Genomic DNA, 25,773 nt, shown 5'->3' on the forward strand with positions numbered 1-25,773 from the left:
GATCTCGGTGAGGGTAGGGGCCGTGGCGGGCTCCGGACCGTCCAGGTCTCCATCAGGGCCACGATGGCCGGATCTACAGGCATGGCAGCGGGGTCCTTCCTGGGCAGCGGACGAAACGGAGCGTAATCGGCTTACCGATCAACGGCCATCGAGAGCCGATCCGCGTCTGGCGCGGTCCCTTGCTCAGTCCTTGACGGTCGTCGCGATGAGGGCCTGCAGTTGTTCGGCGGTGTGGTCGAGTGGCCGCGTGCTGCGCTGGGCGCGGCACATGGCGACCGTTCCCTCGACGGCCGCGACGATGAGGGTCGCAAGGTGCGCGGCCCGCTCGGGCTCGGCGCCGTGCGCCCGCAGCGAGTCGGCCAGCAGGCTCTCCCACTGCTCGAAGACCTCCGCCGCGGCCGCCAGGGCGGGCGGGATTTCGTCGGCCGGTGGCTCCTCGATAGCCACGGCCAGGACGGGGCAGCCGGCGTGGAAGTCGCTCTCGACGACGATCTTCCGCCACAGGGCGAGGAAGGCCCGCAGCCCTGCGGCAGGACCCGCTTCCAGTTCCTTGCGCAGGCTGCGCGCAACCCACTCGCCTGTGTAGCGGACGGCCTCGGTGGCCAGCTGTTGCTTGCCCTCGGGGAAGTAGTGGTAGGTCGAGCCGAGCGGCGCCTTGGCGTGCTTGGCCATCTCCCGGATGCTCGTGGCGCTCAGTCCGCGCCGGCTGATCATGTCCGCGGCGCCGGCCACGATCCGCTCCCGCGACGGCGTGCTGCTCTTGGACACTTGCGCACTTCCCCTTTGGCTATAACGACCGTCATAGTCTACCGTGGGCCGCGTCTATAACGATCGTCATAGGAGCTGCCATGCCCATGATCCGGTTGACCGCCCCGGCTGGTGCCCTCAGTGAGGAGGGCCGCACCACCGTTCAGCGTGATCTCGCCACCGTCCTGCTGCGGTGGGAAGGGGCGCCCGACACGGCCTTCTTCCGCGCCCAGGCGTGGAGTTATCTGATGGAGCTCCCCGGTGGCGCGCAGATCACGGCGGAGGATGACGCGCCGCGCTTCCTGGTGGAGGCCACCGTCCCGCAGGGAGCCCTGTCCGAGCGGCGCAAGGCCGGTCTGGCCGAGGACGCGACAAAGACGGTTCTGGCCGCCGCCGGCCTCACCCCGGACGACGCCCTGCGGGTGTGGGTTCTGATCCACGAGCAGCCCGATGGCACCTGGGGCGCGGGCGGCTCCGTCATCCGCTACGCCGATCTGGTGGCCCTGGCCAAGGAGCAGCGGACCGATGCGTGAACTGACGTACGTCGCCCGGCATACCGTCGAATGGCGCGAAGCGCCCGACCCGAAGCTCCAATCGGACAGCGAGGCGATCGTCGCCCCGGTGGCCGCGACCTCCTGCGACGTCGACTCCGCGATCCTGGCCGGGCACGGCTTCATCGACCCGCCGTTCGCCCTCGGCCACGAGTGCGTCGCCCGGGTCGTCGAGACCGGTGACACGGTCACCGCCGCCGCGCCCGGTGACCTGGTCGTCGTGCCCTGGTCGATCAACTGCGCCACCTGCGACCAGTGCCAGGCCGGGCTGACCGCGCACTGCACCTCGGTGCCGCACATGGCCATGTACGGCGCGCCGATCGGCGGCAGCTGGGGCGGGCTCTTCTCCGACCTGGTCCGCGTCCCCTACGCCGACGCCATGCTCGTTCCCCTGCCGCCGGGTCTCGACCCGGTCGCGATGGCCTCCGCCAGCGACAACTGGTCCCTGGCCTGGCGCCTGGTCGCCCCGCACCTGAAGATGCGCCCCGGCGCCCGCGTTCTGGTCATCGCCCGCGGCAGCATCGGCCTGTACGTGTGCGACATCGCCCGCGCCCTCGGCGCCGGCGACGTCCTGTACGTCGATCCAGACCCCGCGCACCGGGCGCTCGCCGAGACCTACGGGGCGCGCACCGCCGAGGCGATCGAACCGATCCGGCACGGCTTCGACCTCGCGGTGGAGGCCACCGGCCGCGTCGGCCAACTCGAACTCGCCGTCAAGTCCCTGGCGCCGGAGGGTTTCTGCGAATCGGCGGGCAACCACTTCCGGCCCGGCGAACTGCCGCTGCTCGACATGTACCTCACCGGTGTCACCCTGCGCATCGCCCGTGACAACGTCCGCGCCCACATCCCCGACGCCCTCGCCCTCGCCGGCTCCGGCACCGTCGACCCCGCCCGGGTCGTCTCCCACGTCCTCGACTGGGAGGACCTGCCCGCCGCACTGCCCGACAAGCACCTCAAACCCGTTTTCGTCCGCGACCTCACCACCCCCTGACCCCGCACGCCGCCGTGCTGCCGCGCTGCGGCACCGGACCCGAACACCGAGAAACCCGACGACCCCGCCCCTGACCCACCACACCACGACCCACACCGCCCCCGACCACCAGGGACCGGAGGACCTGGACCGGCAACGGGCAGCCATCGCCGCGCTCGGCCACGAACTGCGCGCGCCCTGGTCGAGACCGCCGTCCGCACCACCGCCGAACCGGCAACCCTGCACCAGACGGCAGACGGCAGACGGCGTCCGCAGCCTGGCCCGGCAGCTGACCGGCCGGCGTCGTGCACGTGCAGAGATCCCGGCGGTGGACGAGTTCCCGGGCGGGGAGGGATGTAGAGCCCCGTCACCGGCCCTGGCAGCCCGCTCGCACCACCCCTGCACCTCACGCCAGCCGACGACGGCGTAGCCGGAACTTGCACCCTCGGCATCGCCCACGAAGGGCCACCGGGCTACGGCCACGGCGGCATAAGCGCCATGCTCCTCGACGAACTCATGGGGTGGGCCTGCACCGCCGCCGGAATGCCGGGGATGACCCTCGGCCTTCAGCTGCGCTACCACCGCCCCGTACCCTTGCAGACACCCCTGCACCTCTCGGCGCGCGTCACCGGAACCGACGACCGCAAGATCTTCTTGGCCGGCTCGATCACCACCGACTACGACCGCTCGGCAATCCTCGTGTCGGCGGACGGCACGTTCGTCGCACCGGACCCCGACCGCGCCCTGTTCCTGAAGCCGAAGCCGGCATCTCCCGCCGGTGCTTGGGCAAGTGGTACGCCCGCTGGCGCGCGCACGGTGAGGACGGACTGCTCGACCGCTCCTCCCGCCCAGCAGTGAGCCCGGCCCGCACCGCAGAAGACGTCGCAGATCTCGTGGAGGCACTGCGCCGTCAGACCAAACACGGTCCGGCCCGCCTGGCAGCCGACCTCCAGCGGCGGCACGGCATCACACTGGCCCCGGCCACTGTGCACCGCGTCCTCGTCCGCCGGGGACTCAACCGCCTGCGTGACCTCGACCCACCCACCGGCGAGCGGTTGCGCGAGGTCATCCGGTACGAGCACGACCAGCCCGGCGACATGGTCCACGTCGATATCAAGAAGCTCGGACGCACCCCGGCAGGCGGCGGGTGGCGCATGTCTACCTGCATTCAGCCGTAGATGATCACTCTCGACTGGCATACACCGAGGCATTGGAGGACGAACGTGCTGCCACCGCGGCCGCGTTCTGGCACCGCACAGCGTCCTTCTTCGCCGCCCACGGAATCTCGATCCGCCGCGTCCTCACGGACAACGGCGCATGCTACCGCTCGCACACCTGGGCTGACGCCGTCGCAGCAACCGGCACCAAGCGCAAGCGCACCCGCCCCTATACACCGCGGACCAACGGGAAAGTCGAACGCTACAACGGCACACTCGCCCGGGAATGGGCCTACGTGCGCGACTACACCTCCGAGCATGAACGTCGCGTCGCACTCGCAGACTTCCTCAACTACTACAACCACGAGCGACCGCACTCATCTCTCGGCGGGAAGCCACCCATCAGCCGAACCCCCGCCAGCGGATACCGCGTCACCCGCGGCCATCTGCCGCAACCACCCGCTGTCGTCCCCCAGCAGCTCACGATCGAGGACGCGATGGAACCAACCTCATGAGACATCACACCTAGGGGATTCCCTAGGTCCCGGTACGCAACCGTTCGACGACTCCGGCTGTCCTGGTGGGTGTACATGAGGTAAACGCTCACCAACGAGCTGGAGGATCTGTGCGGTCCCGTTCTCTTTCCGCCGTCGCGCGCTGCGCGACGGTGGTCGCGCTTGTGACCACCCCCGTCTTACTCGCCGCCCCCTCGGCGGGCGCCGCCGAGGCGCGCACCACCGCCGCGGCCTCCGCGCCACGGGTCGACTTCAACAAGGACGGATACGCCGACCTCGCCGTCTCCGCGCCGACCGGCACCGTGGACGGCAAGGACAAGGCCGGTTACGTCGCCGTCGTCTACGGCTCGGCCTCGGGTGCGGACACCGGTCACCGACAGGTCGTCAGCCAGGCCGCCGAGGGCGTCCCGGGCGACCCCGCGGCGTCCGCGCGCTTCGGGGACACCACCGTGGCCCGCGACCTGGACGGCGACGGCTACACCGACCTGGCGGTCCAGACGGGCAACAAGCCTGCCATCACGGTCCTGTGGGGGTCGGCGAACGGGCTGACCGGCGGCACCGAGCTGCCCGCCGGGGACGGCGACTCGTTCGGCTACAGCGCCATCGCGGGCGGCGACTTCAACGGTGACGGCCAGGCCGACCTGGTCGACACCGTGACCCTCAACGAAGGTTCCGACGACGAGTCGGCCGGACTGCGCGTCCGCTTCGGCCCGTTCACCCGCGACGGCAAGGAGGCGGGCAGCACCGTCGGCGACACCGGCCGGTTCGACGTGCCGACCAGCCTGACCGCGGGCGACATCACCGGCGACGGCAAGGACGACCTCGTCTCCACCCACGCCTTCGAGGAGATGTCGCAGTCCACCCTGTTCTTCAAGGGTGGCGCGGAGCTGGCGCAGCCCGTTCACCTCACCGACGCCGCCTCCGCCGCCATCGGCGACGTCGACAAGGACGGCCGCGGTGACCTGGTGCTGCGGACCGTCCCCGGCGACGTCGTCGAGAACCTTCCGTACGACCACGGCACCCTCAAGGTCCTCTACGGCACCGCCTCGGGCCCGAGCACCACCCGCACCGCGACCATCGACCAGAACACCGCGGGCGTCCCGGGCGTCAACGAGGACGGCGACCAGTTCGGCTACTCGCTCAGCGCCGACGACGTCAACGGCGACGGCTATGCGGACGTCGCGGTCGGCATCCCGTACGAGGACCTGGAGGCCGGTCAGAAGGACGCGGGCAGCGTCGTCCAGCTGTACGGCGGCTCGGGCGGGCTGTCCGGCACCGGCGCCCAGGCGTTCACCCAGGACACCGCCGGGGTCCCGGGCGCCGCCGAGGCGGGCGACTCCTTCGGCGCGGCGGTCCAGCACGCCGACACCGACGGCGACGGCAAGAGCGACCTGTCCGTGGGTGCCCCCGGCGAGGACGGCGTTCACACCTCCAGCGGTGCCGCCTGGGCGCTGCGCGGCGCATCGGCCGGTCTCACGACCGACGGCATCGTCTCCTTCGGCCCCGACGGGCTCGGCGCCCCGGAAGCGGGCGCGGCCCTGGGCAGCGGTTTCCCGCGGTAACCCGATTGTCCCGATGCGTCGCGAAGGCCGAACGATTCGCTGACCGCCACTAGTTGACGATTCTTCATGTCTACTGGACGGTAGTGTCCATGGCGACGCATGCGACGCGAGGCATCGCGACTTCAGGCATACGGAACGGCCGGTCCCGAGCGGGCCGTACAGGGCTGCTCGGGGCGGCCGTTCTGCTGGTGGCCGCGATCGTGGCCCCGGGCACCCCGGCGGCCGCGGCCGAGCCGCCCTGGTTCGACGGGCGGGCCGCGGACGAGGTGACCACGGACGGGACCCGGTTCGCCGACGGCCACGGCCGCGAGGTCGTGCTCCGCGGCTTCAACGTCTCCGGCGAGACCAAGCTGGAGGAGAACAACGGCCTCCCCTTCGCCACCGTCGCCGACGCCCGGAAGTCTGCCGCCGCGATGCGGAACCTGACCGGGGCGAACTCGGTGCGCTTCCTGCTCTCCTGGGCCCACGCCGAACCCCGGCCCGGCGAGGTGGACACCGCCTACCTGGAGCAGGCCACCGCCCAGATGAAGGCCTTCCTCGACGCCGGAATCCGGGTGTACCCCGACTTCCACCAGGACCTCTACTCCCGCCACCTCTTCGACAAGGACAGCTGGTACAGCGGCGACGGCGCCCCGAAGTGGGTCGTCGACGCGGGCGGCTACGGCAAGGAGTCCTGCGGCATCTGCGCCCACTGGGGCCAGAACATCACCCAGAACCAGGCCGTCATGAAGGCCACCCGCGACTTCTGGCACAACCGCGCCGTGACCACCAGCGCCGGGACCGTACGCGTCCAGGACGCCTTCCTCGCCACCGCCGAGAAGACCATGTCCTACGTCGCCCAGCACCTCCCCGCCGACGCGTTCGCCCGCGTCACCGGGTTCGACCCGCTCAACGAGCCCTACGCGGGCGTCTACGACAACGGCCAGAACAGCCGCACCTGGGAGAAGAACGTGCTGTGGCCGTTCTACGAGAAGTTCCGCGCCCGCATGGACGCCGCGGGCTGGCGGGACAAGCCAGCCTTCGTGGAGCCCAACATGTTCTGGAACTCCAACCTGGACTTCCAGCGCCAGGAGGGCGGGCTGCTCGACGTGGGGAAGCCCGGCTCCCGCTACGTCTTCAACACCCACTACTACGACCAGAAGGCCATCTCCGGCATCTTCATGCCCGGCAAGGCCGCCGACGGCCAGTACTCGACCGACTTCGGCGCCGTCCGCGATCGCGCCACCGCGCTCAACACCCCCGCCGTCATGAGCGAGTTCGGCCATCCGCTCACCGGCTTCACCTCCGACAAGGCGCCCACCGTCCTCAAGGGCATGTACCAGGCGCTCGACTCCCGCCTGCCCGGCGCCACCTGGTGGACCAAGCCCGCCGCCTCCGGCCCCGCCCTGTCCTCCAACCAGTGGCAGTGGGACATCTACAACGGCCGCCACCACGAGGCGATGAACGGCAACACCGGCAAGATCCTCACCGAAGGCGACGCCTGGAACGACGAGGACCTGTCGGCCGTACGCCTCGACGACTCCGGCAACGCACAGCTGCGCCAGGACGCCCGGCTGCTCGACCGCCTCTACCCGAGCGCCGTGGCGGGCCGCACGCTCGCGTTCACCTTCGAGGACCGCTCACGCGACGGCGGCACCACCCTCAGCTGGGACCGCATCCCCAGCTCCCTCCCCAACGTCGCCAAGCTCACCGGCTCCGGCCGCTACGGCCTGCTGGTGTGGCGTTCCGACGACCGCTCCGACGCCCCCACCGAACTGCACCTGCCCCGCGACTTCGACCCCGCCACCACCACCGTCGTCTCCGACCTGGGCACCGTCACCGGCCCGCCCGCGTACACCGCCCAGGGACACACCGCCGACCACCCCATCGCCACCGCGGCCGAGTCCGGCGGCGCCGACGCCCGCCGTCTGGTGCTGTCGGTACCTGCTGACGCCGACACCGACACCGCCTCCGGCACCCTGCACTACGCCCTGGTCGCCGACGGCACCGCCGCCCCCTCCGCGGAGCTGCGCGCCGCCGCCCAGCGGGAGCTGACCCGATGGGCGGCGGACGCGGGATTCTGAGGACATCGGCCTCCGAGGACATCGGCCTCCGCGCCACGTCACCAGCGGTGGTGCACCTGCGCGCGGATCCGCCGGTCGTACAGCTCGCCGATGGCGTCCAGGGTGGATTGCGGCAGCGGCGGCAGCGCCGCTGCCGCCGCGTTCGCCCGCGCCTGCTCGGGCGACCGCGCGCCGGGGATGACCGAGGTCACCCCCGGCTGCTGGACGATCCACCGCAGCGCCGTCTGCGCGGGCGTGGCGCCCTCCGGCGCCAGCTTCCCGAACTCCACCGCACCCTCGACACCCTCCTCGAAATCCACCCCCGAAAAGGTCTCGCCCTGGTCGAACATCTCGCCGTGCCGGTTGTACGTACGGTGGTCGTCGTCGGCGAACAGCGTGTCCTTGGTGTACCTGCCCGACAGCAGTCCGGACGCCAGCGGCACCCGCGCGATGATCCCCACCCCGGCCTCCGCCGCCGCCGGAACCACCCTCTCCAGCGGCTTGAGCCGGAACGGGTTGAGGATGATCTGCACGCTCGCCGTCCCCGGCCGCGCAATTGCCGTCAGCGCCTCCTCACAGGTCTCCACGCTGACCCCGTACGCCGCGACCCGCTCCTCGTCCACCAGCGTGTCCAGCGCGTCGAACACCGCGTCGGTGGCGTGCACCGAGGACGGCGGGCAGTGCAGCTGCACCAGATCGAGCGTGTCCACGCCCAGGTTGGCGCGTGAACGGTCGGTCCACGCACGGAAGTTGTCCAGCGTGTAGTTCTCCGCGGCCTGCGGCATCACCCGCCGCCCCATCTTGGTGGCCACGAAGATCCCGGCGTCCGGCCGGTCCCGCAGGAAGCGCCCGATGAGCTGCTCGCTGCGCCCGTCCCCGTACACATCGGCGGTGTCGAAGAACGTCACTCCCGACTCGACGGCCGCCTCCAGCACGGCCAGCGCGTCCGCCTCGCTGACATCGCCCCAGCCCGCGCCCAGCTGCCAGGTCCCCAGCCCGACGACGGAGACCTTGCGGCCGGTCCGGCCGCACACCCGCTGCTCCATGGTCACGCTCTCCTCCTGCGATTCCCGCGATCTCCTGTGATGCGGCTCACCGTACCCTCACCGGCCGTGCACCGTGCCGTCGGCCTGTTCGCCTGGGGCTGCCCTCTACCGGGCGGTTCCCGGCGGCCGGTAGCGTGGCGGGCATGCTTTGACGCCCGCCCCGCGCCCGGGGTCCACCGGCCACTCCTTCGCCACCGCTCTCACAGCCGACGAAGGAGAAACCAGCCATGACCACCCTGACCGTCGCCCTGCTCCAGCTCGCCCCTCCCGGCCGCGGCCTGCGGGCGAACCTCGCCACCGGTGAGGCGGCCTGCCGCCGGGCCAAGGCCATCGGCGCGGACATCGCGCTCTTCCCCGAGATGTGGAGCAACGGCTACCGCCCGACCGTCGCCGACGAGACCACCGGCGGCCTCTACCGCCACCCCCGGCTGTGGGACGGCGCGCCGCCCGCACCGCCGCTGCCCGCACCTGAGGCCGTATGGGGCGATGAGGCGATCACCCGCCACGGGCCCTTCGTCACCCACTTCCGCGAGCTGGCGGCCGAACTCGACATGGCGATCGCGCTCACCTATCTGGAGAGGTGGGACGGGCCGCCGCGCAACACCGTCTCCCTCATCGACCGCCACGGCCGCCTCGCGCTCACCTACGCCAAGGTGCACACCTGCGCCTTCGGCCTGCCCGAGGCCGCGCTCACCCCGGGCGACGGCTTCGAGGTGTGCGCCCTGGACACGGCGGCCGGCGAGGTCATGACGGGGGCGATGATCTGCTACGACCGGGAGTTCCCGGAGAGCGCCCGGGCCCTGATGCTCGCCGGAGCGGAACTCGTCCTCACCCCGAACGCCTGCGATCTGGAGATCAACCGGCTCAGCCAGTTCCGGGCCCGCGCCAGTGAGAACATGACCGCCCTGGCCATGGCCAACTACGCGGGCCCCGGCTGGGGGCACTCCATCGCCTTCGACGGCATCGCCTTCGCAGACGGGCGCTCCCGGGACATGCTCGTGGTCGAAGCGGGCGAGGCCGAAGGCGTCTACCCGGCGGTCTTCGACCTCGACGCGCTCCGCGACTACCGGCGCCGTGAGACGTGGGGGAACGCGTTCCGGCGCCCCGCCGCGTACCGCGCCCTGACGAGCCATGAGGTGCGCGAGCCGTTCGTCCGGGTCGATCAGGGCGGTGCCCGGCCGCCCGGCGCACACGCCTCCGAGGCGTTGTCAAGTACCTACAAAAACATCATGTGAGCTGGGGCGATTGCTGTCGGGGTACCGGGCGCGTAGGGTGTGCCGCATGTCAGCACTCAACGTGGAATTCAGCGATCGGGAACTTGAGGACCTCCGCCAGATCGCCAAGGAGCGCGGTACGACGATGAAGGCCCTCGTCCGTGAGGCGACCGTCGCCGACATCGCCCGCCACCGCGCCCTCCAGGAAGGCGCCGAGGTCTTCCGCCGCTTCTTCGCGGACAACGCGGACGCCTTCGCGGACGCGTTCCCGGACGACGAACACCGCCACCCGGGACAGGCCGCCTGACGATGCCGCCGCTGCATATCGACGTCCCCTGGCTGCTCCAGCGCCATGAGGAAGTCCTGCCCGAACAGCCGGCCATCTCCGACTTCTCGGGGCTGGTCGCCGCCGTGGCCCGGCACCGCGTCGACCCGCCGCGCCTGGGTGTCGATCCCGACCCGGCGTGGCGGGCCGCGGCGCTGCTGCACACGCTCGCCATGCTCCGCCCGCTTCCGGCGAGCAACGCGCGCTTCGCCAGCGCGACCGCCGTGGCCTACATGCACGCGTCCGGCGAGGGCATCGACCCGCCGTACGGCGCGCTGATCGACCTGGTCCGCGACATCCTGTCCAGCAAGGCGGACGTCTTTGACGCGGCGGGTCGCATCCGCTCCTGGCGCATCTGACCGCAGCGTTCCGCTCAGCCCGCGGGATGTGCTTCAGGAAGCGGAACTCCCCGGGGGCCTGCGGGTCCGCCCCGCGCTCGTCGCCAGCCGCTGGAGGGCGGGGGCGGCGGCGCGGACGGCGGTGGCGAGTGCCTGTTCGTCCTCGGGGGGCAGGGTGGCGAGCAGTCCGGCCAGCCGGGCGGTACGGTCGCGGCGCCGTTCGGCGAGCAGCGCACGCCCGCCGTCGGTGATGGCCACCAGCACCACGCGCCCGTCGTGCGGATCGTCGACCCGGGTCACCAGGTCCTGCCGCTCCAGCCGCTGGATCAGCTGGGTCATCGAGGGCTGGCTGATGCCCTCGTCGGCGGCGAGTGCGGTGAGCCGGGCCTGGCCCTCCCGCTCCAGGCGGCCGAGCGTGGAGGCGGCGGTGAAGCTGATGTCCCGGGTGGCCAGATGACGCACCGCGAGAAACGCCAGCTGCTCCAGCGCCTCCGCGACCTCCTCGCGGGCCGCGGCGCCCTCGGTCTCCGGGGTTTCCGGTGAGCCGGACTGATGCATGTATTCCACACGTATATACGTATCACGGGTCTATATAGGCGGGCTATATATCAGCGCCAGCTGATTCCGCCGGGCTCGGCGGACGGGCTCAGCGGAAGATGCCGGTGTGGCCGAGGGAATAGCGGCCCGGCTGCGGATAGACGGCCAGCCCGTGCGGGCCCCCGCCCACCGGGATCCGGGCGCGGAGCCGCCCGGTGCGGGTGTCGATCGCGTACACCTCGCCGTTGTAGCGGCCCGAGAGCCACAGCACCTTGCCGTCCGAGGACACACCGCCCATGTCGGGGCTGGTGCCGCCGGGCAGCCGCCAGCGGTCGGTGAGCTTGCCGGACTTGAAGGAGAGCAGGGAGACCGTGCCCTCGCCCCGGTTGGAGATGTAGAGGGTGCGGGAATCGCGGCTGACGTAGAGGCCGTGGGCGCCCTTGCCGGTGGGCAGCAGCCGGGGGCGGCGGAAGGTGTCCCCGTTCAGCACCCACACCCCGTTCGCCACCATGTCGGCGACGTACCAGGTCTTGCCGTTCGGCGAGATCTTGACGTCCTGCGGCATGGCCCCCGCGAGCGGCAGCCGCTGCTGACCCACCACCTTCATCCGGGCCGTGTCCACCTTCAGCAGTTCGCCCGAGAACTCGCACGAGACGATGAAGTAGCGCCCGTCGGGGGAGAAGTCCGCGTGGTTGACGCCGAAGCACGTCACCGGCACCGACTTCACCACCCGCATGGTGTGCGCGTCCCGGAACACCAGGGCCCGGTCCTTGGAGGCCATCACCACGGCGTGCTTGCCGTTCGGCGTGAAGTACAGGTTGTACGGATCGTGGACGTCCACCGGGCGGCCCACCCGGCCGGTCTTGGGATTGATCGGGGTGAGGGTGTTGCCGAGGTCGTTGTTGACCCATAGCGTCTTGAGATCCCACGACGGCACCACGTGCTGCGGCTGGTGGCCGACCTGGATGGTGCGAACCACCTTGTACGTCTTCGGGTCGATCACGCTCACCGTGTCCGACAGCGTGTTGGGCACGTACACCCGCGACGGAAAGCCCTTCACCGTGCGCGACAGCTTGTTCGGCCGGTCCGCCGCGTACAGGTCCTGCGGATCGAGCGGTGGCGGCATGCCCGGCAGCAGACGGGCCCGGGCCGCCTTCTCGGCCTTCTCGGCCGCGGACTGCGCCCGGCCCGAGTGGTGCGGCGCCGCCGACTTCCGCGGGTGGGAACCGTGGTCCGGGGAGGAGGCACACGCGGGCACCGCCGCACAGCACAGCAGCAGCGCCGCGGCCGCGCGCGTCGCGGTGCGGCGGCGTCCAAGGGCAGGCCGCGTCGCACGGCTCGAAGTGGTGGGGGTCGGGCTGGCCACGGACGTCCTCCAGCGGTGAGGGGAGCGCGGCCGTGCCCGGGCTGTGGCGGGGCCGTGGCCCAAGATTGTCACCGCCCCCGCACCCCGGCACCCGCCCACGTCCAAGCAGGTGAGCGGCGTACCGCCCGCGGCGTAGGATCGCGGTCGGCCGCGGGAGCGCCCCGCGGCGAACCGGGCGAAAGGGCGGGCAGGATGCGCTTCGGGCTGCTGGGCACCGGACACTGGGCGGCCGAGACCCACGGCGCGGCGCTCGCCGCGCACCCCGACGCGGAACTGGCCGGGATCTGGGGGCGCGACCCGGCCAAGGCGGCGGCACTCGCCGACCGCCACGGCACCCGCGCCTACACCGACGCCGACGCGCTGATCGCCGACGTCGACGCGGTCGCCGTCGCCCTCCCGCCGGACATCCAGAGCGACCTCGCCGAGTGTGCCGCGCGGGCCGGGCGACACCTGCTGCTCGACAAGCCGGTGGCCTTCACCACCACTGCCGCCGACCGGCTCGTGACCGCCGCCGAGGAGCGCTCGGCGGCCTCGGTGGTCTTCTTCACCCGGCGCTTCGCCGCGCCCATCGCATCGTTCCTGGACCGTGCCGCGGCGGCCGGGGGCTGGGACGGCGGCCGGGCCACCGGCTTCGGTTCCATATTCCGGTCCGGCAGCCCCTACGGCGCCTCGCCCTGGCGCCGCGAACGCGGCGGGCTGTGGGACGTCGGGCCGCACGCCCTGTCCCTGCTGCTGCCGGTGCTGGGCCCGGTGGCCGAGGTCACCGCCCTCGACGGACCGCGCGGCGCCGCGCACGTACTGCTGCGGCACGACTCGGGCGCGGTCGGCACCCTCGCGCTCACCCTGGACGCCCCGCCCGCCGCCGCCGGATTCGGCTGCGACTTCTACGGGGAACAGGGCACGGCCGAGGTGCCCGACCCCGGAACCACGGCGGTGGAGGCGTACGGCACGGCCGTCGACCGGCTGCTGCTGAGCGCCCGGGACGGCGTGGCCGACCCCTGTGACGTGCGGTTCGGCCGCGAGGTGGTCGCCGTACTGGAAGCCGCCGACCGCTCCCGCCGCGAGGGCCGCACGGCCGTGCCGGGCTAGGACTGGGCCGCCGTACCCGGCCAGGGCCGCACCGTCGTACCGGGCTGAGCCCCCGGCTACGGCCGGAGCCGCCGGAGAATCCGCCGCATATTCCGGCGTGCGCGGGGGAACCGGGGACCATGACGAAGCTCTGCCTCCCGGCGGGCATCCGGGCCTGCCTGTTCGACCTCGACGGCGTGCTGACCCGGACCGCGGTGGTGCACGCGGCGGCGTGGAAGCAGATGTTCGACGAGTTCCTGCGACGCCGCGACGGCCCCTCCTTCCGCCCCTTCGACAAGACCACCGACTACGACGAGTACGTCGACGGCCGCCCGCGCGCCGACGGCGTGCGCACCTTCCTGGCCTCCCGGGACATCGACCTCCCCGAGGGCAACGCGGACGACCCGCCCGACAAGGACACCGTCCAGGGGCTCGGCAACCGCAAGAACGCCCTCGTCCTGGAGAGGATCCGGGAGGAAGGCGTCGAGGCGTACCCCGGATCGGTGCGCTTCGCCGAGGCCGCGCGCGCCGCCGGGCTGCGCACCGCCGTCGTCTCCTCCAGCGCCAACTGCCGCGACGTGCTGATCGCCGCCGGCATCGAGCGCCTCTTCGAGGTGCGGATCGACGGCGTGGTCGCCGCCGAGCGGGGGCTGCCGGGCAAACCGCATCCGGACACCTTCCTGGAGGCCGCCCGGCAACTGGGCGCCGCCCCCGCCGAGGCGGCCGTCTTCGAGGACGCCCTGGCGGGCATGGAGGCGGGCCGGGCCGGTCGCTTCGGCTGCGTCGTCGGCGTGGACCGGGTCGGCCAGGCCGACGCGCTGCGCGGACACGGCGCCGACATCGTCGTCAAGGATCTCGCCGAGCTGCTGGAGGACCCCTCGTGATCACCGATGCCTCGTATGCCGTCGATCCCTGGCAACTGCGCGAGACCGAGCTCCGCCTCGATCTGCTGCCGCAGAGCGAGTCCGTCTTCGCGCTCTCCAACGGCCATGTCGGCTGGCGCGCCAACCTCGACGAGGGCGAGCCGCACGGCCTGCCCGGCTCCTACCTCAACGGGGTGCACGAGCTGCGCCCGCTGCCGTACGCCGAGGCCGGTTACGGCTATCCCGAGGCCGGCCAGACCATGATCAACGTCACCAACGGCAAGATCATCCGGCTGCTGGTGGACGACGAGCCCTTCGACCTGCGCTACGGGCGGCTGCGCTCCCACGAGCGCGTGCTCGACCTGCGGGCCGGGGTACTGCACCGCACCTGCGAATGGACCTCCCCCTCGGGCACCAGCGTGCGCGTGCGCTCGACCCGGCTGGTCTCCCTCACCCAGCGGGCCGTTGCCGCGATCGCCTACGAGGTGGAGGCGCTGGACGCCGAGATCCGGGTCGTCGTCCAGTCCGAACTGGTCGCCAACGAGCAGCTGCCCGAGCGCAAAGGAGACCCGCGGGTGGCCGCCGCGCTGGAGAGCCCGCTGGAGGCCGAGGAGAACGACGCCGTCGACAAACGGCTGCTGCTGATCCACTGCACCGAGGCCAGTCGGCTGCGGGTCGGCGCGGCCGCCGACCACCTGATCAGCGGACCGCCGCCCACCCGCCACGCCAGTGAGAGCGGCGACGACGTCGCCCGCCTCACCGTCACCTCCGTCCTCAAGCCGGGCGAGAAGCTGCGGCTGGAGAAGCTGGTCGCCTACGGGTGGTCCGGCGCGCGCTCGCTGCCCGCGGTACGCGACCAGGTCGAGGCGGCGCTCGCGGGGGCCGTCTCCACCGGCTGGAAGGGCCTGGTCGAACAGCAGCGCGCCTGGCTGGAGGACTTCTGGGCCCACGCCGACGTCGAGGTCGAGGGCGACGCCGAGATCCAGCAGGCCGTGCGGTTCGGCATCTTCCACGTCCTCCAGGCCGGTGCGCGCGCCGAGGAACGCGCCATCCCCGCCAAGGGCCTCACCGGCTCCGGCTACGACGGCCACTCCTTCTGGGACGCCGACACCTTCGTCCTGCAACTGCTGACCTACACCTTCCCCGAGGCGGTCGCCCAGGCACTGCGCTGGCGCCAGTCCACCCTGCCCGCCGCCCGGGAGCGGGCGCGCCAGCTGGGCCACGAGGGCGCCGCCTTTCCCTGGCGCACCATCGACGGCTCCGAGTGCTCCGCCTACTGGCCGGCCGGCACGGCCGCTTTCCACGTCAACGCCGATGTGGCCGACGCCGTGGTGCGCTACATCGCCGCCACCGGCGACGAGGAGTTCGAACGCGAGACCGGGGTGGAGGTGCTGGTGGAGACCGCCCGGCTGTGGCGCTCCCTGGGCCACCACGACCACCACGGCCGCTTCCACATCGACGGGGTGACCGGCCCGGACGAGTACAGCGCCATCGCGGACGACAACGTGTACACCAACCTCATGGCCCAGTCGAACCTGCGCGCCGCGGCGGACGTCGTGGAGCGCCACCCGGACAAGGGCTCGTTGCTGGGCGCCGACGACGAGGAGGCCGCCACCTGGCGGGATGCGGCCGAGGCCATGGCGGTCCCGTACAACAAGACGCTGGGCGTCCACGAACAGTCCGCCGACTTCACCGACCACCAGGAGTGGGACTTCCAGAACACCCACCCCAGCCAGTACCCCCTGATGCTCCACTTCCCCTACTTCGACCTGTACCGCAAGCAGGTGGTCAAACAGGCCGACCTGGTGCTGGCCATGTATCTGCGCGGCGAGTGCTTCACCGACGAGGAGAAGGCCCGCAACTTCGCCTACTACGAGCACCTGACCGTCCGCGACTCCTCCCTGTCCGCCTGCGCCCAGGCCGTCATGGCCGCCGAGGTCGGCCATCTGCGCCTCGCCTACGACTACCTGGGCGAAGCGGCGCTGATGGACCTGCGGGACCTGGAGCACAACACCCGCGACGGCCTGCACGTCGCCTCGCTGGCGGGCACCTGGATGGCGCTGGTCGCCGGGTTCGGCGGGATGCGGTACCGCGAGGGCAGCCTGTGCTTCTCGCCCAAGCTGCCGGAGAAACTGGCCCGGCTGGCCTTCAGCGTGCAGGTGCTGCGACGGCGGCTGCGGGTGGAGATCACCGACCTCACCGCCACCTACACGCTGGTCCAGGGCGCCCCGCTGGAGATCCAGCACTACGGTCGGCCCATCACCGTCTCCGACAAGTCGCCGCAGACCTGCGACGTGCCCGAACAGACCGCCCGCGCCGAGCCCCGGCAGCCTCCGGGCCGCCGCCCGGACCGGCGCGCCTGAGGCGCTGTAAGGACCATGGAGGGCGTGGTGGACCCGCTGACGGCGCTGGACCGGATCGCGTTCCTGCTGGAGCGCGAGCAGGCACCGACGTACCGCGTGCGCGCCTTCCGCAACGCCCAGGCGGTGCTCGCCGAGCTGTCCCCGGAAGAGGTGGAGCGACGGGTGGCGGCGGGCACGCTCGCCTCGCTCAAGGGCCTCGGCCCCAAGACCTCACAGGTGGTCAAGGAGGCCCTCAAGGGCGAGGTGCCCGCCTATCTCCAGAAACTGGAACCCGGTGGCGGGGAGGGTGCTGACCGGACCGACGCCGCCGCGGACGAGCTGCGGGCCGCGCTGCGCGGCGACTGCCATCTCCACTCGGACTGGTCCGACGGCGGTTCCCCGATCGAGCTGATGGCCCGTACCGCCGCCCGGCTGGGCCATGACTGGGCCGTGCTGACGGACCATTCCCCGCGGCTGACCGTCGCCCGGGGGCTCTCGGCGGACCGGTTGCGCGAGCAGCTGGACGTGGTGGCGGCGCTCAACGAGACGCTGGCCCCGTTCCGGCTGCTGACCGGGATCGAGGTCGACATCCTGGCCGACGGCTCACTGGACCAGGAGCCCGAGCTGCTCGACCGGCTGGACCTGGTGGTGGCCTCCGTCCACTCCAAGCTGCGGATGGACGCGCGCCCGATGACCCGCCGGATGGTGACCGCAGTCAGCGATCCGCGCGTCGATGTGCTGGGGCACTGCACGGGTCGGCTGCTGGGCGGCAAGCGGCCCGAGTCGGCGTTCGACGCCGCCGAGGTCTTCGCGGCCTGCGCGGAGTCGGGCACCGCCGTGGAGATCAACTGCCGGCCGGAGCGGCTGGACCCGCCGCGGCGGCTGCTCCGGGAGGCCGTCCAGGCGGGGACGTTCTTCTCGGTCGACACCGACGCCCACGCGCCCGGGCAGCTCGACTGGCAGATCAACGGATGCGCCCGGGCGGTGGAATGCAGCGTGCCGAAGGAACGGATCATCAACACCTGGACGGCCCGGCAACTGGGGGAGTGGACCCGCACCCGCAAGCCCCCGGGCCGCTAGCAGTCCAGCCAGCCGCTCAGGAATGCCCGCCCGCGGGATCGAGAACGGCCTCCACGTCGATGGTGATGTCGACCATGTCGCTCACCACGACCCCGCCCCGGTCCACCGTGTCGTTCCAGGACACCCCGAAGTCCTGCCGGTTGACCCGGCCCGTTGCGAGGAAGCCCGCCCGCCGCCGCGGCCCCAGGTCCTGGTCACCCTCCCACCAGGGCGTGGCCCACTGCCCCAGATACGTCACGTGCAGCGGCACCCGGCGGGTGACACCGCGCACCGTGAGATCGCCCGCGACCTCGAACTCGGTTTCGCTCAGCTGGGTGACGCCCGTGCCGGTGAACGTCCACGTCGGATGGTGCTCGACGTCGAAGAAGTCCGCGCTGCGCAGATGGGCGTCCCGCTGCGGCTGCCCCGTGTACACCTGCGTCGCGTCGATGGTCGCCTCGATCCGGGCGTCCTCCGGTTGGTCCGGATCCACCTCGATCGAGCCCTGAACGTTCTTGAACTGCCCACGCACGTACGTGACCATCATGTGCCGGGCCCTGAATTCGGCGGCCGTGTGGCCGGGCTCGAAGAACCATCTCGTGATCGCCATATCCGCTTCCTGACGTCTGATCCGCTCGGTTGCCCCGGAACGATCATGCGTCAGACGCGTGGAATCCGCCGCTCCGGCGGCGGCACGGTCACCGCGGTGTCCATGCCGCCGCCGCGCGCGTCAGGACCGGTCGGTCAGGACCGGTCGCAGCTGGTGACGCCGGGACGCCAGCGGCAGGCGATGGCGGCGAAGCCGCCGTCCTTCACCACCGGGACGGATACGGTGTCCCCGCCGCGCACCACCCGCGGCTCGCGCACCAGGCCGTCCGCTCCGTCGCGGACGAGGTCGACCAGCCACTTCCCCTGACCCAGCCGCAGCGGCACGGCGGCGGTGTGCGCGTCGCCGGTGAAGATGCCGCCGATGAACCAGCGCCCGCCCTTGGCGCGCGCGAGCACCGCGCTCTCACCGGGGCGCCCCGCCAGCAGCCGGGTGCGGTCCCAGGAGGCGGGTATCTGCTCCAGGAAGCGCCGGGCCTGCGGGCGGGCGTCGTACGACTCCGGGGTGCCCGCCAGGTTCTGGATCCCCGACTCGTACAGCACCGACAGGCCCAGCTCGCCCGCGTCCGAGGCCGCGTTGGGGCGCTCGGCGCGGTGGAAGGCGCCCGGGGTGAAGTCCATCGAGCCGATGACATTGCGGGTGAAGGGAAGCGTCGCCAGGTGCTCCGGGGTGTTCACCCGCTTCTCCTCGCCGTTGACACCCTCCAGCGTCATCACCTGCGGCCAGGTGCGCTGGATGCCCTTGGGGATGGTCGAGCCGTGGAAGTTGACGAGCAGATGGTGGGCCGCGGTGGCCGGAAGGATCTCGTCGTACCAGCGCAGCGTCTCCTGGGCCTCGGAGTCCATGAAGTCGATCTTCACCCCCTTCACGCCCCACTTCTCCAGGGTCGGCAGCCACTGCTCGCGCTCCTCCGCGGTGTCCAGGTCGCGCTGATGGATCCAGACCTGGATGCCGACCTTCCGGTCCCGGGCGTACCGGACCAGCTCCGGGATCCAGCTGTTGCGCTGCCAGTCGGGGTCGGTGACGTCCCACTGGTCCGGGTCGAAGTACCAGCCCGCGTCCACCACCACGTACGGCCAGCCGCGGCGCGCCGCGTAGTCCACGTACCCCTTCTGCATCGACAGGCTCTGCCCGGCCGGACGCCCGCCCGCGAGCCAGGTCCACAGCGCGGGACCCGGCCGGATCCACGAGGGGTCGGCGACCTTCGAGGCGGGAGCAAGATCGTCGGTGAAGGTGGACTCGGTGACGGTCGCCAGATCGCCCACGACCATCGCGCGCCACGGGGTGCTGAGCGGACCGTCGGACTCGACCCGCTGGTCCCACAGCCCGATGCGGTACGTCGGGCGGCCCTCCTCGTGGACCAGGCGGGCGGCGGAGTAGCGGCCGGTGAGGTCCGACTCGGCGATCAGGGCGTAGGTTCCGCCCGTCTCGAACAGGGCCTGCGCCATGTACTCACCGGCGGGCGCGGTCGCCGCGGTGTACTGCTTGAACAGGTTCTCGTTGTCCTTGCGGTACGTGCCGAGCCACGCGTCCGCGTCCGCGGGCAGCGTGAACGCCGAGGTCTCGCCCAGCACATCACCGCTGCCGGACGGCAGGACGTAGCGGTAGGCGACCCCGTCGCCGGACACCCTCACCAGCACGTCCAGCCGGGCGCCGCCGTCGCCCCGGAACCGGAAGCGCGCCTCGGTCATGCGGAATGCGCGCGAGCGCTCCTTGCCGACCGTGGACCGGTACTGCCCGGCCACCGTACGGTCGCTGCGGCCCACGAACCGCAGGCCGCGCGACAGGTCCGCCCGCTCGGTGACGATGCCCACGGGCGAGGGCTCGACCACCGTACGACCGGCTCGCGACACCTGAAGCGTCAGCGCGCCCGAGGCCCGGTCGAGCCGGAGCCGGGCGAGCGGACCGGAGTCGGAAGCGCGTGGCGACGGCCCGCTCACCGTCCACGCGGAGTCCTGCGCCTGCCCCTTGGCGCGCGCCGGGCCCGTGACGAACAGCGTCATGGCCAGCGCGCCGCAGAGGAGAAGGACCAGGGTGGAGCGTCTGACAGATCTCTCCATGTTTGCCTCCCGAGGCGGACACGTTACCGATTCATCCGACAACTGGGGAGAGGTGAGACCGAATGACGCCCCATCAAGCCCTCATCACGACCGTAGAGATCCGATCTATCCATCCCGTGGCACCCTGATAAGCCCCACCAAACGACCTGGAGAGAGAGGGACACCGGCGATGAGCGACACGGACCCCCGGCAGCCCTCGGACCGCGCCCCCGCCGAACCCGAAGGCGGGGACGCCGCCTGCTGGCTGGACCGCGTCTGCGCCGCCTGCGGCGCCATCCAGGACACCGCCCCCTTCGACCGCTGCCAGCGCTGCGGCGCGGACGCGGAAGACCGCTGACTCAGCCCCGCTCCGCGCCCCCGAGCCGCTCGGTCTCGCCGCCGAAGGCAGATGCGTGCTCCGCGAGGCCAGCAGCCACCGCCCTTCCACCCGGCGGAACACGTCCTCGTAGTGCCCCACGTTGACCGGCGGCCGCGCCGGGACCGACTCAGCCGTCATGGTCGTACACCGTGACGCGGATGTTCCGCGCCGTCAGCCGCCGCTCTACCAGGGGCTCGACCCGCGACCACCGGCCGCCCGCCAACCCGCAGCCGATGCGCGGCATATGAACCGACGCACCCGTCTCGGCGGCCTTGGCCGCGAGCGAGCCCAGCGCTGTGTCGATCGCTTCGTACCGCACGGGAACGCCCTTGCTGCCACGGCGCATCCCGCGCTGGCAGACCATGTTCGCGACCCACAGATACGGCCCCACCCGGACGTACTGCACCGCGCCCAGCCCGAAGTCGTTGCGCGCCCGCTCACGGTGCCATTGGCGGTACGCCGCCTCGGGCTCCGGCCAGCGCCGTGACAGCGCCAGCACGAAGCCCTTCCCCCAGCCGCCCAGGTCGTTGCAGACATGGGCGAGGATCTTCACTCCCTTGCCGTGAGGCGAGGTGGCGTCCCCCCGGACATACTCGATCTCCGCCATGCCCTCACGGTACGAGGCGCCACTGACAATCGGCGGCGATCAACGCGGGCCCTCGATCGCGCCGACGTCGGGGGCGCCGCGGTAGAGGGGGGTGCCTCGGTAGTCGCGGCCGCCGTTGTCGGGGGTGGGGGCACCGGTGTCGATCAGGGGGGAGCCCGGGCGGGGGGCGAAGGCCAGGCCGGTGCGCAGTTGCGGGCCGGTGGTGGGGGTGCCGTACGGGCCCGAGACGGCCGGGTTGACGAACAGGGGGTCGCCGGTGCGCGCCTGGGTGTCGGTGGCGGGGACCGGCAGCGGGGCGCCGCCGTAGAAGTTGCGGGCGTAGGTGATGGTCGGGCTGGTCGTCAGGGTCGCGTCGGCGACCGCCGACGAGAACACGTTGTCGTGCAGGTTGTAGCGCGCGTTCAGCGAGGACCCGTAGCCGTAGACGAGGTACTTGCTCGACGTGTTGTGCACGGTGTTGTTGTAGACCTCGGCCGACGCGGCCTTGTCCGAGTGCAGATACAGCGGATACCGCGAGTTTCCGTTCAGGACGTTGTACCGCACCACCACGTCGCCGAAGGCGAACTGGCAGAGCAGGATGCCATCGCCGTTGTCATGGACGAAGTTGTACTGGATGACCACCCGCGTGGTGCCCTTGTCCGCGTCGATGCCGTTGGAGTCCGCGCCACCGGCCTTCCGTTCCGTCCGGTACACCTCGTTGCGCTGGATCACCACGTCGTCCGCGTAGTACGCCTCGATGCCCGACGTTCCCGCCTGGTCGACCACATTGCGGTCGACCACCGCGCCGCGGACGTTGGTCAGATACATCGCGTTGCAGCCGTACGCGGTGCCGCCCTGGGAGACGTGGTTGTTCCGGATGGTGATGTTCGTATGCGGGGTGAACGTGGTGTCGGCGGCCGACGTCCGGGTGCCCCAGCCGGTTGGTTTGGCGACCGGGTTGCCGTCCGCGTCCTTCAGGTCGCCGGTGTACTGCTTCACGACGATGCCCGCGAACGAGGTGTTGCGCACCGTGGAGTTCTGCACCCGCACATCGTGCAGAACGGTCGGGGCGGCGGGCGGCGCCGTGATGTCGGGCACCGTGGTGTCGAAGACGATGCCGCCGGTCTTCTTCGACCGGTCCCAACCGGTCTTGAAACGCACGCCCGGGGCATTGCCCGCGGTGTCGCCGCTGATCCAGTTCACCTCGCCGGTGACATCGTGGACGTCGACCCTGTCGATCACGAAGTGGTCCAGCTGCCGTGAGTCGTCCCCCGACACATGAATGCCGCGCAGATCGCGCAGATTCTCGCCCGGAGTCCCCGTGGCGGGCAGCGCGTTGCTGACGTCGAGGTCGCGGATCTCCCAGTACTCCTGGTTGAACAGCCGCACCGCGTCATCGACCTGGCCCTCACCGCGGATCCGGGGCTTGGGGCCCGGACCGTAACGCCCGATCGTGATGGGGCGGTTCTGCTCGCCCGAGCCCTTCGGCCACAGCTGGCCCTTCCAGGAGCCGCCGCCCTTCAGCAGGATGCGGTCGCCGGGCCGGAACGTCGTCCGGCCGACCCGCTCCAGACTGCGCCATGCCGCGCGGACGCTGGTGCCGGACGCGTCGTCGTGCCCGGAGCGGGAGTCGACGTAGTACGTGGTGCCCGAGGCCGAAGCAGTGGCCTGCATGGAGACGGGGGCGGAGGCGGACGCGGGGGCGGGGAGCGCCGTGAGCGTGGCGGCGGCGCCGAGGGCGGCGGCCGTGAGCAGGCCGAGCGGCCGCCGGCCGGGTCTGACGGAGCGTCGTCCAGAGGTCATCACGCCATAGAAAGCGCTGTCATCAGTGATGTCAAGGTGTACACCGCGTAAGCGACGTGATGACGAAAACGCTTTCTCACCTGCCGGGCGCGAGCCCCGCCTCGAAGGCCAGGATCACCGCCTGGGTCCGGTTTCCGGCGCCCAGCTTGGTCAGCACATTGCCCACATGCGTCTTGACGGTCTCCAGGCTCACCGTCAGCACCTCCGCGATCTGCTGGTTCGTCAGCCCCTCCGCCATCAGCTGAAGGATCTCCGCCTCCCGGCGGGTGAGCGCCGCCACTCGCGCCGCGGCCTCCCGCCGGGGCGGACGCCCGGTGGTCAGCCGGGCGACGGCTTCTGGGAAGAGGACGGAATCCCCGCTGGCCACCAGCCGGATGGCATGGGCGATCTGCTGGGCCGGGGCCCGCTTGCGGATGAATCCGCTGGCACCGGCCTCCAGGGCGTCATACACGTACTCGTCGTTCTCGAAGGTGGTGATCACGATGACCTTCGGCGGCTCCGCCGACGCGGCCCGCAGCCGCCGCGTGGCCTCGATCCCGTTGACGATGGGCATCCGCACGTCCATCAGCACCACGTCGGGCCGCAACTCGGCTACCAGTGACGGCACTTCGGATCCGTCGGCGGCCTCGCCGACCACGGTGAGATCGGGTTTCGCGGACAGCAGGGTCCGCAGCCCGGTGCGGGTGAGTTCCTCGTCGTCCACGACGAGCACGCGCACCGTATGTCCGACGGTGGCAGCCCCCTCGGTGGTCACCGCGCGGCCCCCAGCGGCAGTCGTGCCACCAGCCGCCACCGGGCGCGCCCGTCCCCGGCGTCGTCCACCGGCCCGGCGGACACCTCGCCGTTCAGCAGCCGTACCCGGTCGGCGATCCCGGTCAGACCCTGACGCGGCCGCCCGCCCCTGCGGAAGCCCGCGGCGCCGCCCACCAGGTTGACGAGTTCCACCTCCAGCAGGTCGTCCCGGGCGGTGACCCGCAGCGTGATGCCCGCCTTCGCGCCGTGCCGCAGCGCGTTGGTCAGTCCCTCCTGGACGATGCGGTACGCCTCGCGCGACACGGTCGCCGGGACGCGGTCCAGGCCGCCCTCGGTCGTCACCTCCAGCAACGCGCCCGCCTGCCGCACCGATTCCGCGAGCGCGCCGAGGTCGGCGAGGGTGCGCGCGGGAGCGGTGGGCGCCTGCTGTTCCCGCAGGGCGCCGAGGACGTGGTCGAGGTCGTCCATCGCCGCGCGCGCCGTCTCTTCGATGGTGTTCAGGGCGCGCCGCGCCGCCACCGGATCACGCTCCAGCAGTTCGCTCGCCACCGCCGCCTGGATGGTGGAGGCGGTCAGCGTATGCCCGATGGAGTCGTGCAGCTCCTGCGCCAGCCGGTTGCGCCCGGCCAGCACCCGCGCCCGCTCCTCGGCGGCGGCCGCCCGCTCTGCGGGTCGGTGGTCGAGCAGGACGGGAGCCAGCAGACGGAGCCCCGCGGCGGCGGCCGCGGTCACATAGGCGGCCAGCAGCAGACACAGCGCGCTGACGACCGGGCTCCACGCTCCCGCCACACCTGCCGTCACGGTCACATGGCTCCCGAGGACGGCGACCCGGCCTCCGCCGTCCAGCCATACGGCCGGAAACGTGACCGCGACGAAGGCCAGCACCCCGGTCACCGCCGTCGCCGCCACACCCACCGCCGCATGCGGCACCAGCCAGGCCGCTGTGCGCACCCGGTCGGCCCACCGGGACCGGATCGATGCGGGGGCGGGGGCGGGCAGTTCGGTGCCCAGCAGCCGATTGGCCAGGGTGACGCATCCGCGGCGCGCCGCGCGCGGACTGCCCATGACGGCGAGCGCCACGACGAGCGCGAGCGTGAAGCCCGCGATACGGCCGGGAAGCGGCCACTTGGGCGGTGCCGAAACCACGGCCACCACCAGCGGCGGCACACTCAGTGCCGCTCCGAGAAACGCGTAAGCCCAGCTCCGATAAGTGGCGCCATCGAAAAGCGGGCGCATCAGTGTGCGCATGGCCCGAACGGTACCGGCGCCCCGGTGCGGACTGCCTCCCCCGAAAGAGCCAGCGGGCGCTCGTGACACCGGGGGAGACGGATTTCGCTCGCGGCAGCGATGCGTCCACCCGCCGCCGGTTGGCAGTTTTATCCGCAGCCTGATCCGCGGTCACTCCTCATGAAAGGAATGCGCGTTGATGTCATCGAAAACCAGAGGGATGGTGGCGTTCCTCGCCCTGTCCTTCGGCGGAACCTGGCTGTGGCTGTTCGTGGCGTACAAGGTCATGGGCCTGTCTGCCCTGAATCCGCTGTTACAGCTACCGGCCTTCTGTGTCCCGGGCATCGCGGCGTTTGGTCGTACGCCGCAGATCGCGGACGGCGTCCCGGGCTGGGCGGCGGTGCTCGCCCTGATGCTCGTGCTTCCGCTTCTCACCCCGGTGTACTGGGGTGAGGAGTTCGGCTGGACCAGCTATCTCCGACCGCGGCTGTTCGGCGGCAGAATGGCGCCATCGATAATCGTCTTCCTGCTCACCGGCCAGCTGCTCGGCAGCGGGGACGACGGTCTCGGCATGGCGGGCGTCACCCTGCTGACCATGATCCCCCTGGCCGGGCTCAGTCTGTGGATCGCCCGGCGCCCCAACCGAGCGGTAGCGTGCGAAAGTCCGCAATGACACG

23 protein-coding genes and 2 pseudogenes are annotated in these 25,773 nt (G+C 71.6%); 15 read left to right on the forward strand and 10 right to left on the reverse strand.

All coding sequences use genetic code 11. The features are described 5' to 3' along the window. Positions 1-183: 183 nt before the first annotated feature. Complete coding sequence (locus tag HYQ63_RS42705) at positions 184-768, reverse strand: TetR/AcrR family transcriptional regulator (protein WP_179939402.1); 585 nt, start codon at positions 766-768, stop codon at positions 184-186. A gap of 80 nt (positions 769-848) precedes the next feature. On the opposite strand from HYQ63_RS42705, the gene HYQ63_RS42710 reads away from it, so the two are divergent. From HYQ63_RS42710 to HYQ63_RS42740, 6 genes and pseudogenes are all read left to right on the forward strand, one after another. Further along, positions 849-1,280, forward strand: a complete 432-nt coding sequence (locus HYQ63_RS42710; RefSeq protein ID WP_179939403.1) for a tautomerase family protein — start codon at positions 849-851, stop codon at positions 1,278-1,280. Next, positions 1,273-2,289 carry a zinc-binding dehydrogenase gene (locus HYQ63_RS42715; protein ID WP_179939404.1) on the forward strand — a complete coding sequence of 339 codons (1,017 nt, stop codon included), beginning with the start codon at positions 1,273-1,275 and terminating at the stop codon, positions 2,287-2,289. The genes HYQ63_RS42710 and HYQ63_RS42715 overlap by 8 nt, the downstream gene beginning before the upstream one ends. A gap of 495 nt (positions 2,290-2,784) precedes the next feature. After that, a pseudogene (locus HYQ63_RS46235) lies at positions 2,785-2,886 on the forward strand (PaaI family thioesterase); the annotation flags it as partial. Between the two features lie 53 nt (positions 2,887-2,939). After that, positions 2,940-3,841: pseudogene (locus HYQ63_RS46240) on the forward strand (IS481 family transposase); the annotation flags it as partial. A 209-nt stretch (positions 3,842-4,050) separates the two neighbouring features. Then, positions 4,051-5,502, forward strand: coding sequence for an FG-GAP and VCBS repeat-containing protein (locus tag HYQ63_RS42735; RefSeq protein ID WP_179939407.1), 1,452 nt, complete (start codon positions 4,051-4,053; stop codon positions 5,500-5,502). Between the two features lie 89 nt (positions 5,503-5,591). Further along, positions 5,592-7,565 carry a cellulase family glycosylhydrolase gene (locus HYQ63_RS42740; protein ID WP_179939408.1) on the forward strand — a complete coding sequence of 658 codons (1,974 nt, stop codon included), beginning with the start codon at positions 5,592-5,594 and terminating at the stop codon, positions 7,563-7,565. 38 nt (positions 7,566-7,603) lie between these two features. Here HYQ63_RS42740 and HYQ63_RS42745 read toward each other — a convergent pair whose 3' ends face one another. Beyond that, positions 7,604-8,590, reverse strand: coding sequence for an aldo/keto reductase (locus HYQ63_RS42745; RefSeq protein ID WP_179941124.1), 987 nt, complete (start codon positions 8,588-8,590; stop codon positions 7,604-7,606). A 227-nt stretch (positions 8,591-8,817) separates the two neighbouring features. Here HYQ63_RS42745 and HYQ63_RS42750 point away from each other — a divergent pair, with 227 nt between their 5' ends. The 3 genes from HYQ63_RS42750 to HYQ63_RS42760 are packed head-to-tail and all read left to right on the forward strand — an operon-like array spanning position 8,818 to position 10,488. Beyond that, positions 8,818-9,825, forward strand: coding sequence for a carbon-nitrogen hydrolase family protein (locus HYQ63_RS42750; RefSeq protein WP_179939409.1), 1,008 nt, complete (start codon positions 8,818-8,820; stop codon positions 9,823-9,825). Positions 9,826-9,871: 46 nt separating this feature from the next. Continuing rightward, positions 9,872-10,111, forward strand: a complete 240-nt coding sequence (locus HYQ63_RS42755) for a hypothetical protein (protein WP_014057435.1) — start codon at positions 9,872-9,874, stop codon at positions 10,109-10,111. Between the two features lie 2 nt (positions 10,112-10,113). Further along, complete coding sequence (locus HYQ63_RS42760; protein ID WP_055553857.1) at positions 10,114-10,488, forward strand: hypothetical protein; 375 nt, start codon at positions 10,114-10,116, stop codon at positions 10,486-10,488. A 33-nt stretch (positions 10,489-10,521) separates the two neighbouring features. Here HYQ63_RS42760 and HYQ63_RS42765 read toward each other — a convergent pair whose 3' ends face one another. Together HYQ63_RS42765 and HYQ63_RS42770 are read right to left on the reverse strand one after the other, a co-directional pair. Further along, positions 10,522-11,025, reverse strand: coding sequence for a MarR family winged helix-turn-helix transcriptional regulator (locus tag HYQ63_RS42765; RefSeq protein WP_179941125.1), 504 nt, complete (start codon positions 11,023-11,025; stop codon positions 10,522-10,524). 88 nt (positions 11,026-11,113) lie between these two features. Further along, on the reverse strand, positions 11,114-12,283 hold the full coding sequence (locus HYQ63_RS42770) for a YncE family protein (RefSeq protein ID WP_179941127.1): 1,170 nt from the start codon (positions 12,281-12,283) through the stop codon (positions 11,114-11,116). A gap of 279 nt (positions 12,284-12,562) precedes the next feature. Between HYQ63_RS42770 and HYQ63_RS42775 the strand changes: the two genes are divergently transcribed. From HYQ63_RS42775 to HYQ63_RS42790, 4 genes are all read left to right on the forward strand, one after another. Next, a complete protein-coding gene (locus tag HYQ63_RS42775; protein WP_179939410.1) occupies positions 12,563-13,459 on the forward strand; it encodes a Gfo/Idh/MocA family protein in 897 nt (298 codons plus the stop codon). Positions 13,460-13,578: 119 nt separating this feature from the next. Then, positions 13,579-14,322 (forward strand): HAD family phosphatase, encoded by a 744-nt coding sequence (locus HYQ63_RS42780; RefSeq protein ID WP_179939411.1) that lies wholly within the window; start codon positions 13,579-13,581, stop codon positions 14,320-14,322. After that, positions 14,319-16,664, forward strand: coding sequence for a glycoside hydrolase family 65 protein (locus tag HYQ63_RS42785; RefSeq protein ID WP_179939412.1), 2,346 nt, complete (start codon positions 14,319-14,321; stop codon positions 16,662-16,664). The genes HYQ63_RS42780 and HYQ63_RS42785 overlap by 4 nt, the downstream gene beginning before the upstream one ends. 27 nt (positions 16,665-16,691) lie before the next feature. Beyond that, the gene (locus tag HYQ63_RS42790) at positions 16,692-17,723 is read left to right on the forward strand and encodes a PHP domain-containing protein (RefSeq protein ID WP_179941129.1); all 1,032 of its coding nucleotides are present in this window, start codon (positions 16,692-16,694) and stop codon (positions 17,721-17,723) included. 16 nt (positions 17,724-17,739) lie between these two features. Here the strand turns inward: HYQ63_RS42790 and HYQ63_RS42795 are convergent, their stop codons facing one another. Both HYQ63_RS42795 and HYQ63_RS42800 read right to left on the reverse strand, forming a co-directional pair. After that, positions 17,740-18,312 (reverse strand): YceI family protein, encoded by a 573-nt coding sequence (locus tag HYQ63_RS42795; RefSeq protein ID WP_179939413.1) that lies wholly within the window; start codon positions 18,310-18,312, stop codon positions 17,740-17,742. A 134-nt stretch (positions 18,313-18,446) separates the two neighbouring features. Then, on the reverse strand, positions 18,447-20,369 hold the full coding sequence (locus HYQ63_RS42800; protein WP_179939414.1) for a glycoside hydrolase family 97 protein: 1,923 nt from the start codon (positions 20,367-20,369) through the stop codon (positions 18,447-18,449). A gap of 169 nt (positions 20,370-20,538) precedes the next feature. Between HYQ63_RS42800 and HYQ63_RS42805 the strand changes: the two genes are divergently transcribed. Continuing rightward, a complete protein-coding gene (locus HYQ63_RS42805) occupies positions 20,539-20,706 on the forward strand; it encodes a hypothetical protein (protein WP_179939415.1) in 168 nt (55 codons plus the stop codon). Positions 20,707-20,854: 148 nt separating this feature from the next. Here HYQ63_RS42805 and HYQ63_RS42810 read toward each other — a convergent pair whose 3' ends face one another. From HYQ63_RS42810 to HYQ63_RS42825, 4 genes are all read right to left on the reverse strand, one after another. Continuing rightward, positions 20,855-21,334, reverse strand: a complete 480-nt coding sequence (locus tag HYQ63_RS42810) for a macro domain-containing protein (protein ID WP_179939416.1) — start codon at positions 21,332-21,334, stop codon at positions 20,855-20,857. 39 nt (positions 21,335-21,373) lie between these two features. Further along, a complete protein-coding gene (locus HYQ63_RS42815; protein ID WP_179939417.1) occupies positions 21,374-23,116 on the reverse strand; it encodes a right-handed parallel beta-helix repeat-containing protein in 1,743 nt (580 codons plus the stop codon). Between the two features lie 76 nt (positions 23,117-23,192). Then, positions 23,193-23,870, reverse strand: coding sequence for a response regulator transcription factor (locus HYQ63_RS42820; RefSeq protein WP_179939418.1), 678 nt, complete (start codon positions 23,868-23,870; stop codon positions 23,193-23,195). Beyond that, positions 23,867-25,117 carry a sensor histidine kinase gene (locus tag HYQ63_RS42825; RefSeq protein ID WP_257232527.1) on the reverse strand — a complete coding sequence of 417 codons (1,251 nt, stop codon included), beginning with the start codon at positions 25,115-25,117 and terminating at the stop codon, positions 23,867-23,869. Before HYQ63_RS42825 ends, HYQ63_RS42820 begins: the two co-directional genes overlap by 4 nt. 178 nt (positions 25,118-25,295) lie before the next feature. Between HYQ63_RS42825 and HYQ63_RS42830 the strand changes: the two genes are divergently transcribed. Then, positions 25,296-25,769, forward strand: a complete 474-nt coding sequence (locus HYQ63_RS42830) for a hypothetical protein (protein ID WP_179939420.1) — start codon at positions 25,296-25,298, stop codon at positions 25,767-25,769. Positions 25,770-25,773: the final 4 nt, after the last annotated feature.

Source organism: Streptomyces sp. Rer75 (assembly GCF_013414305.1).
Taxonomy (GTDB): domain Bacteria; phylum Actinomycetota; class Actinomycetes; order Streptomycetales; family Streptomycetaceae; genus Streptomyces; species Streptomyces himastatinicus.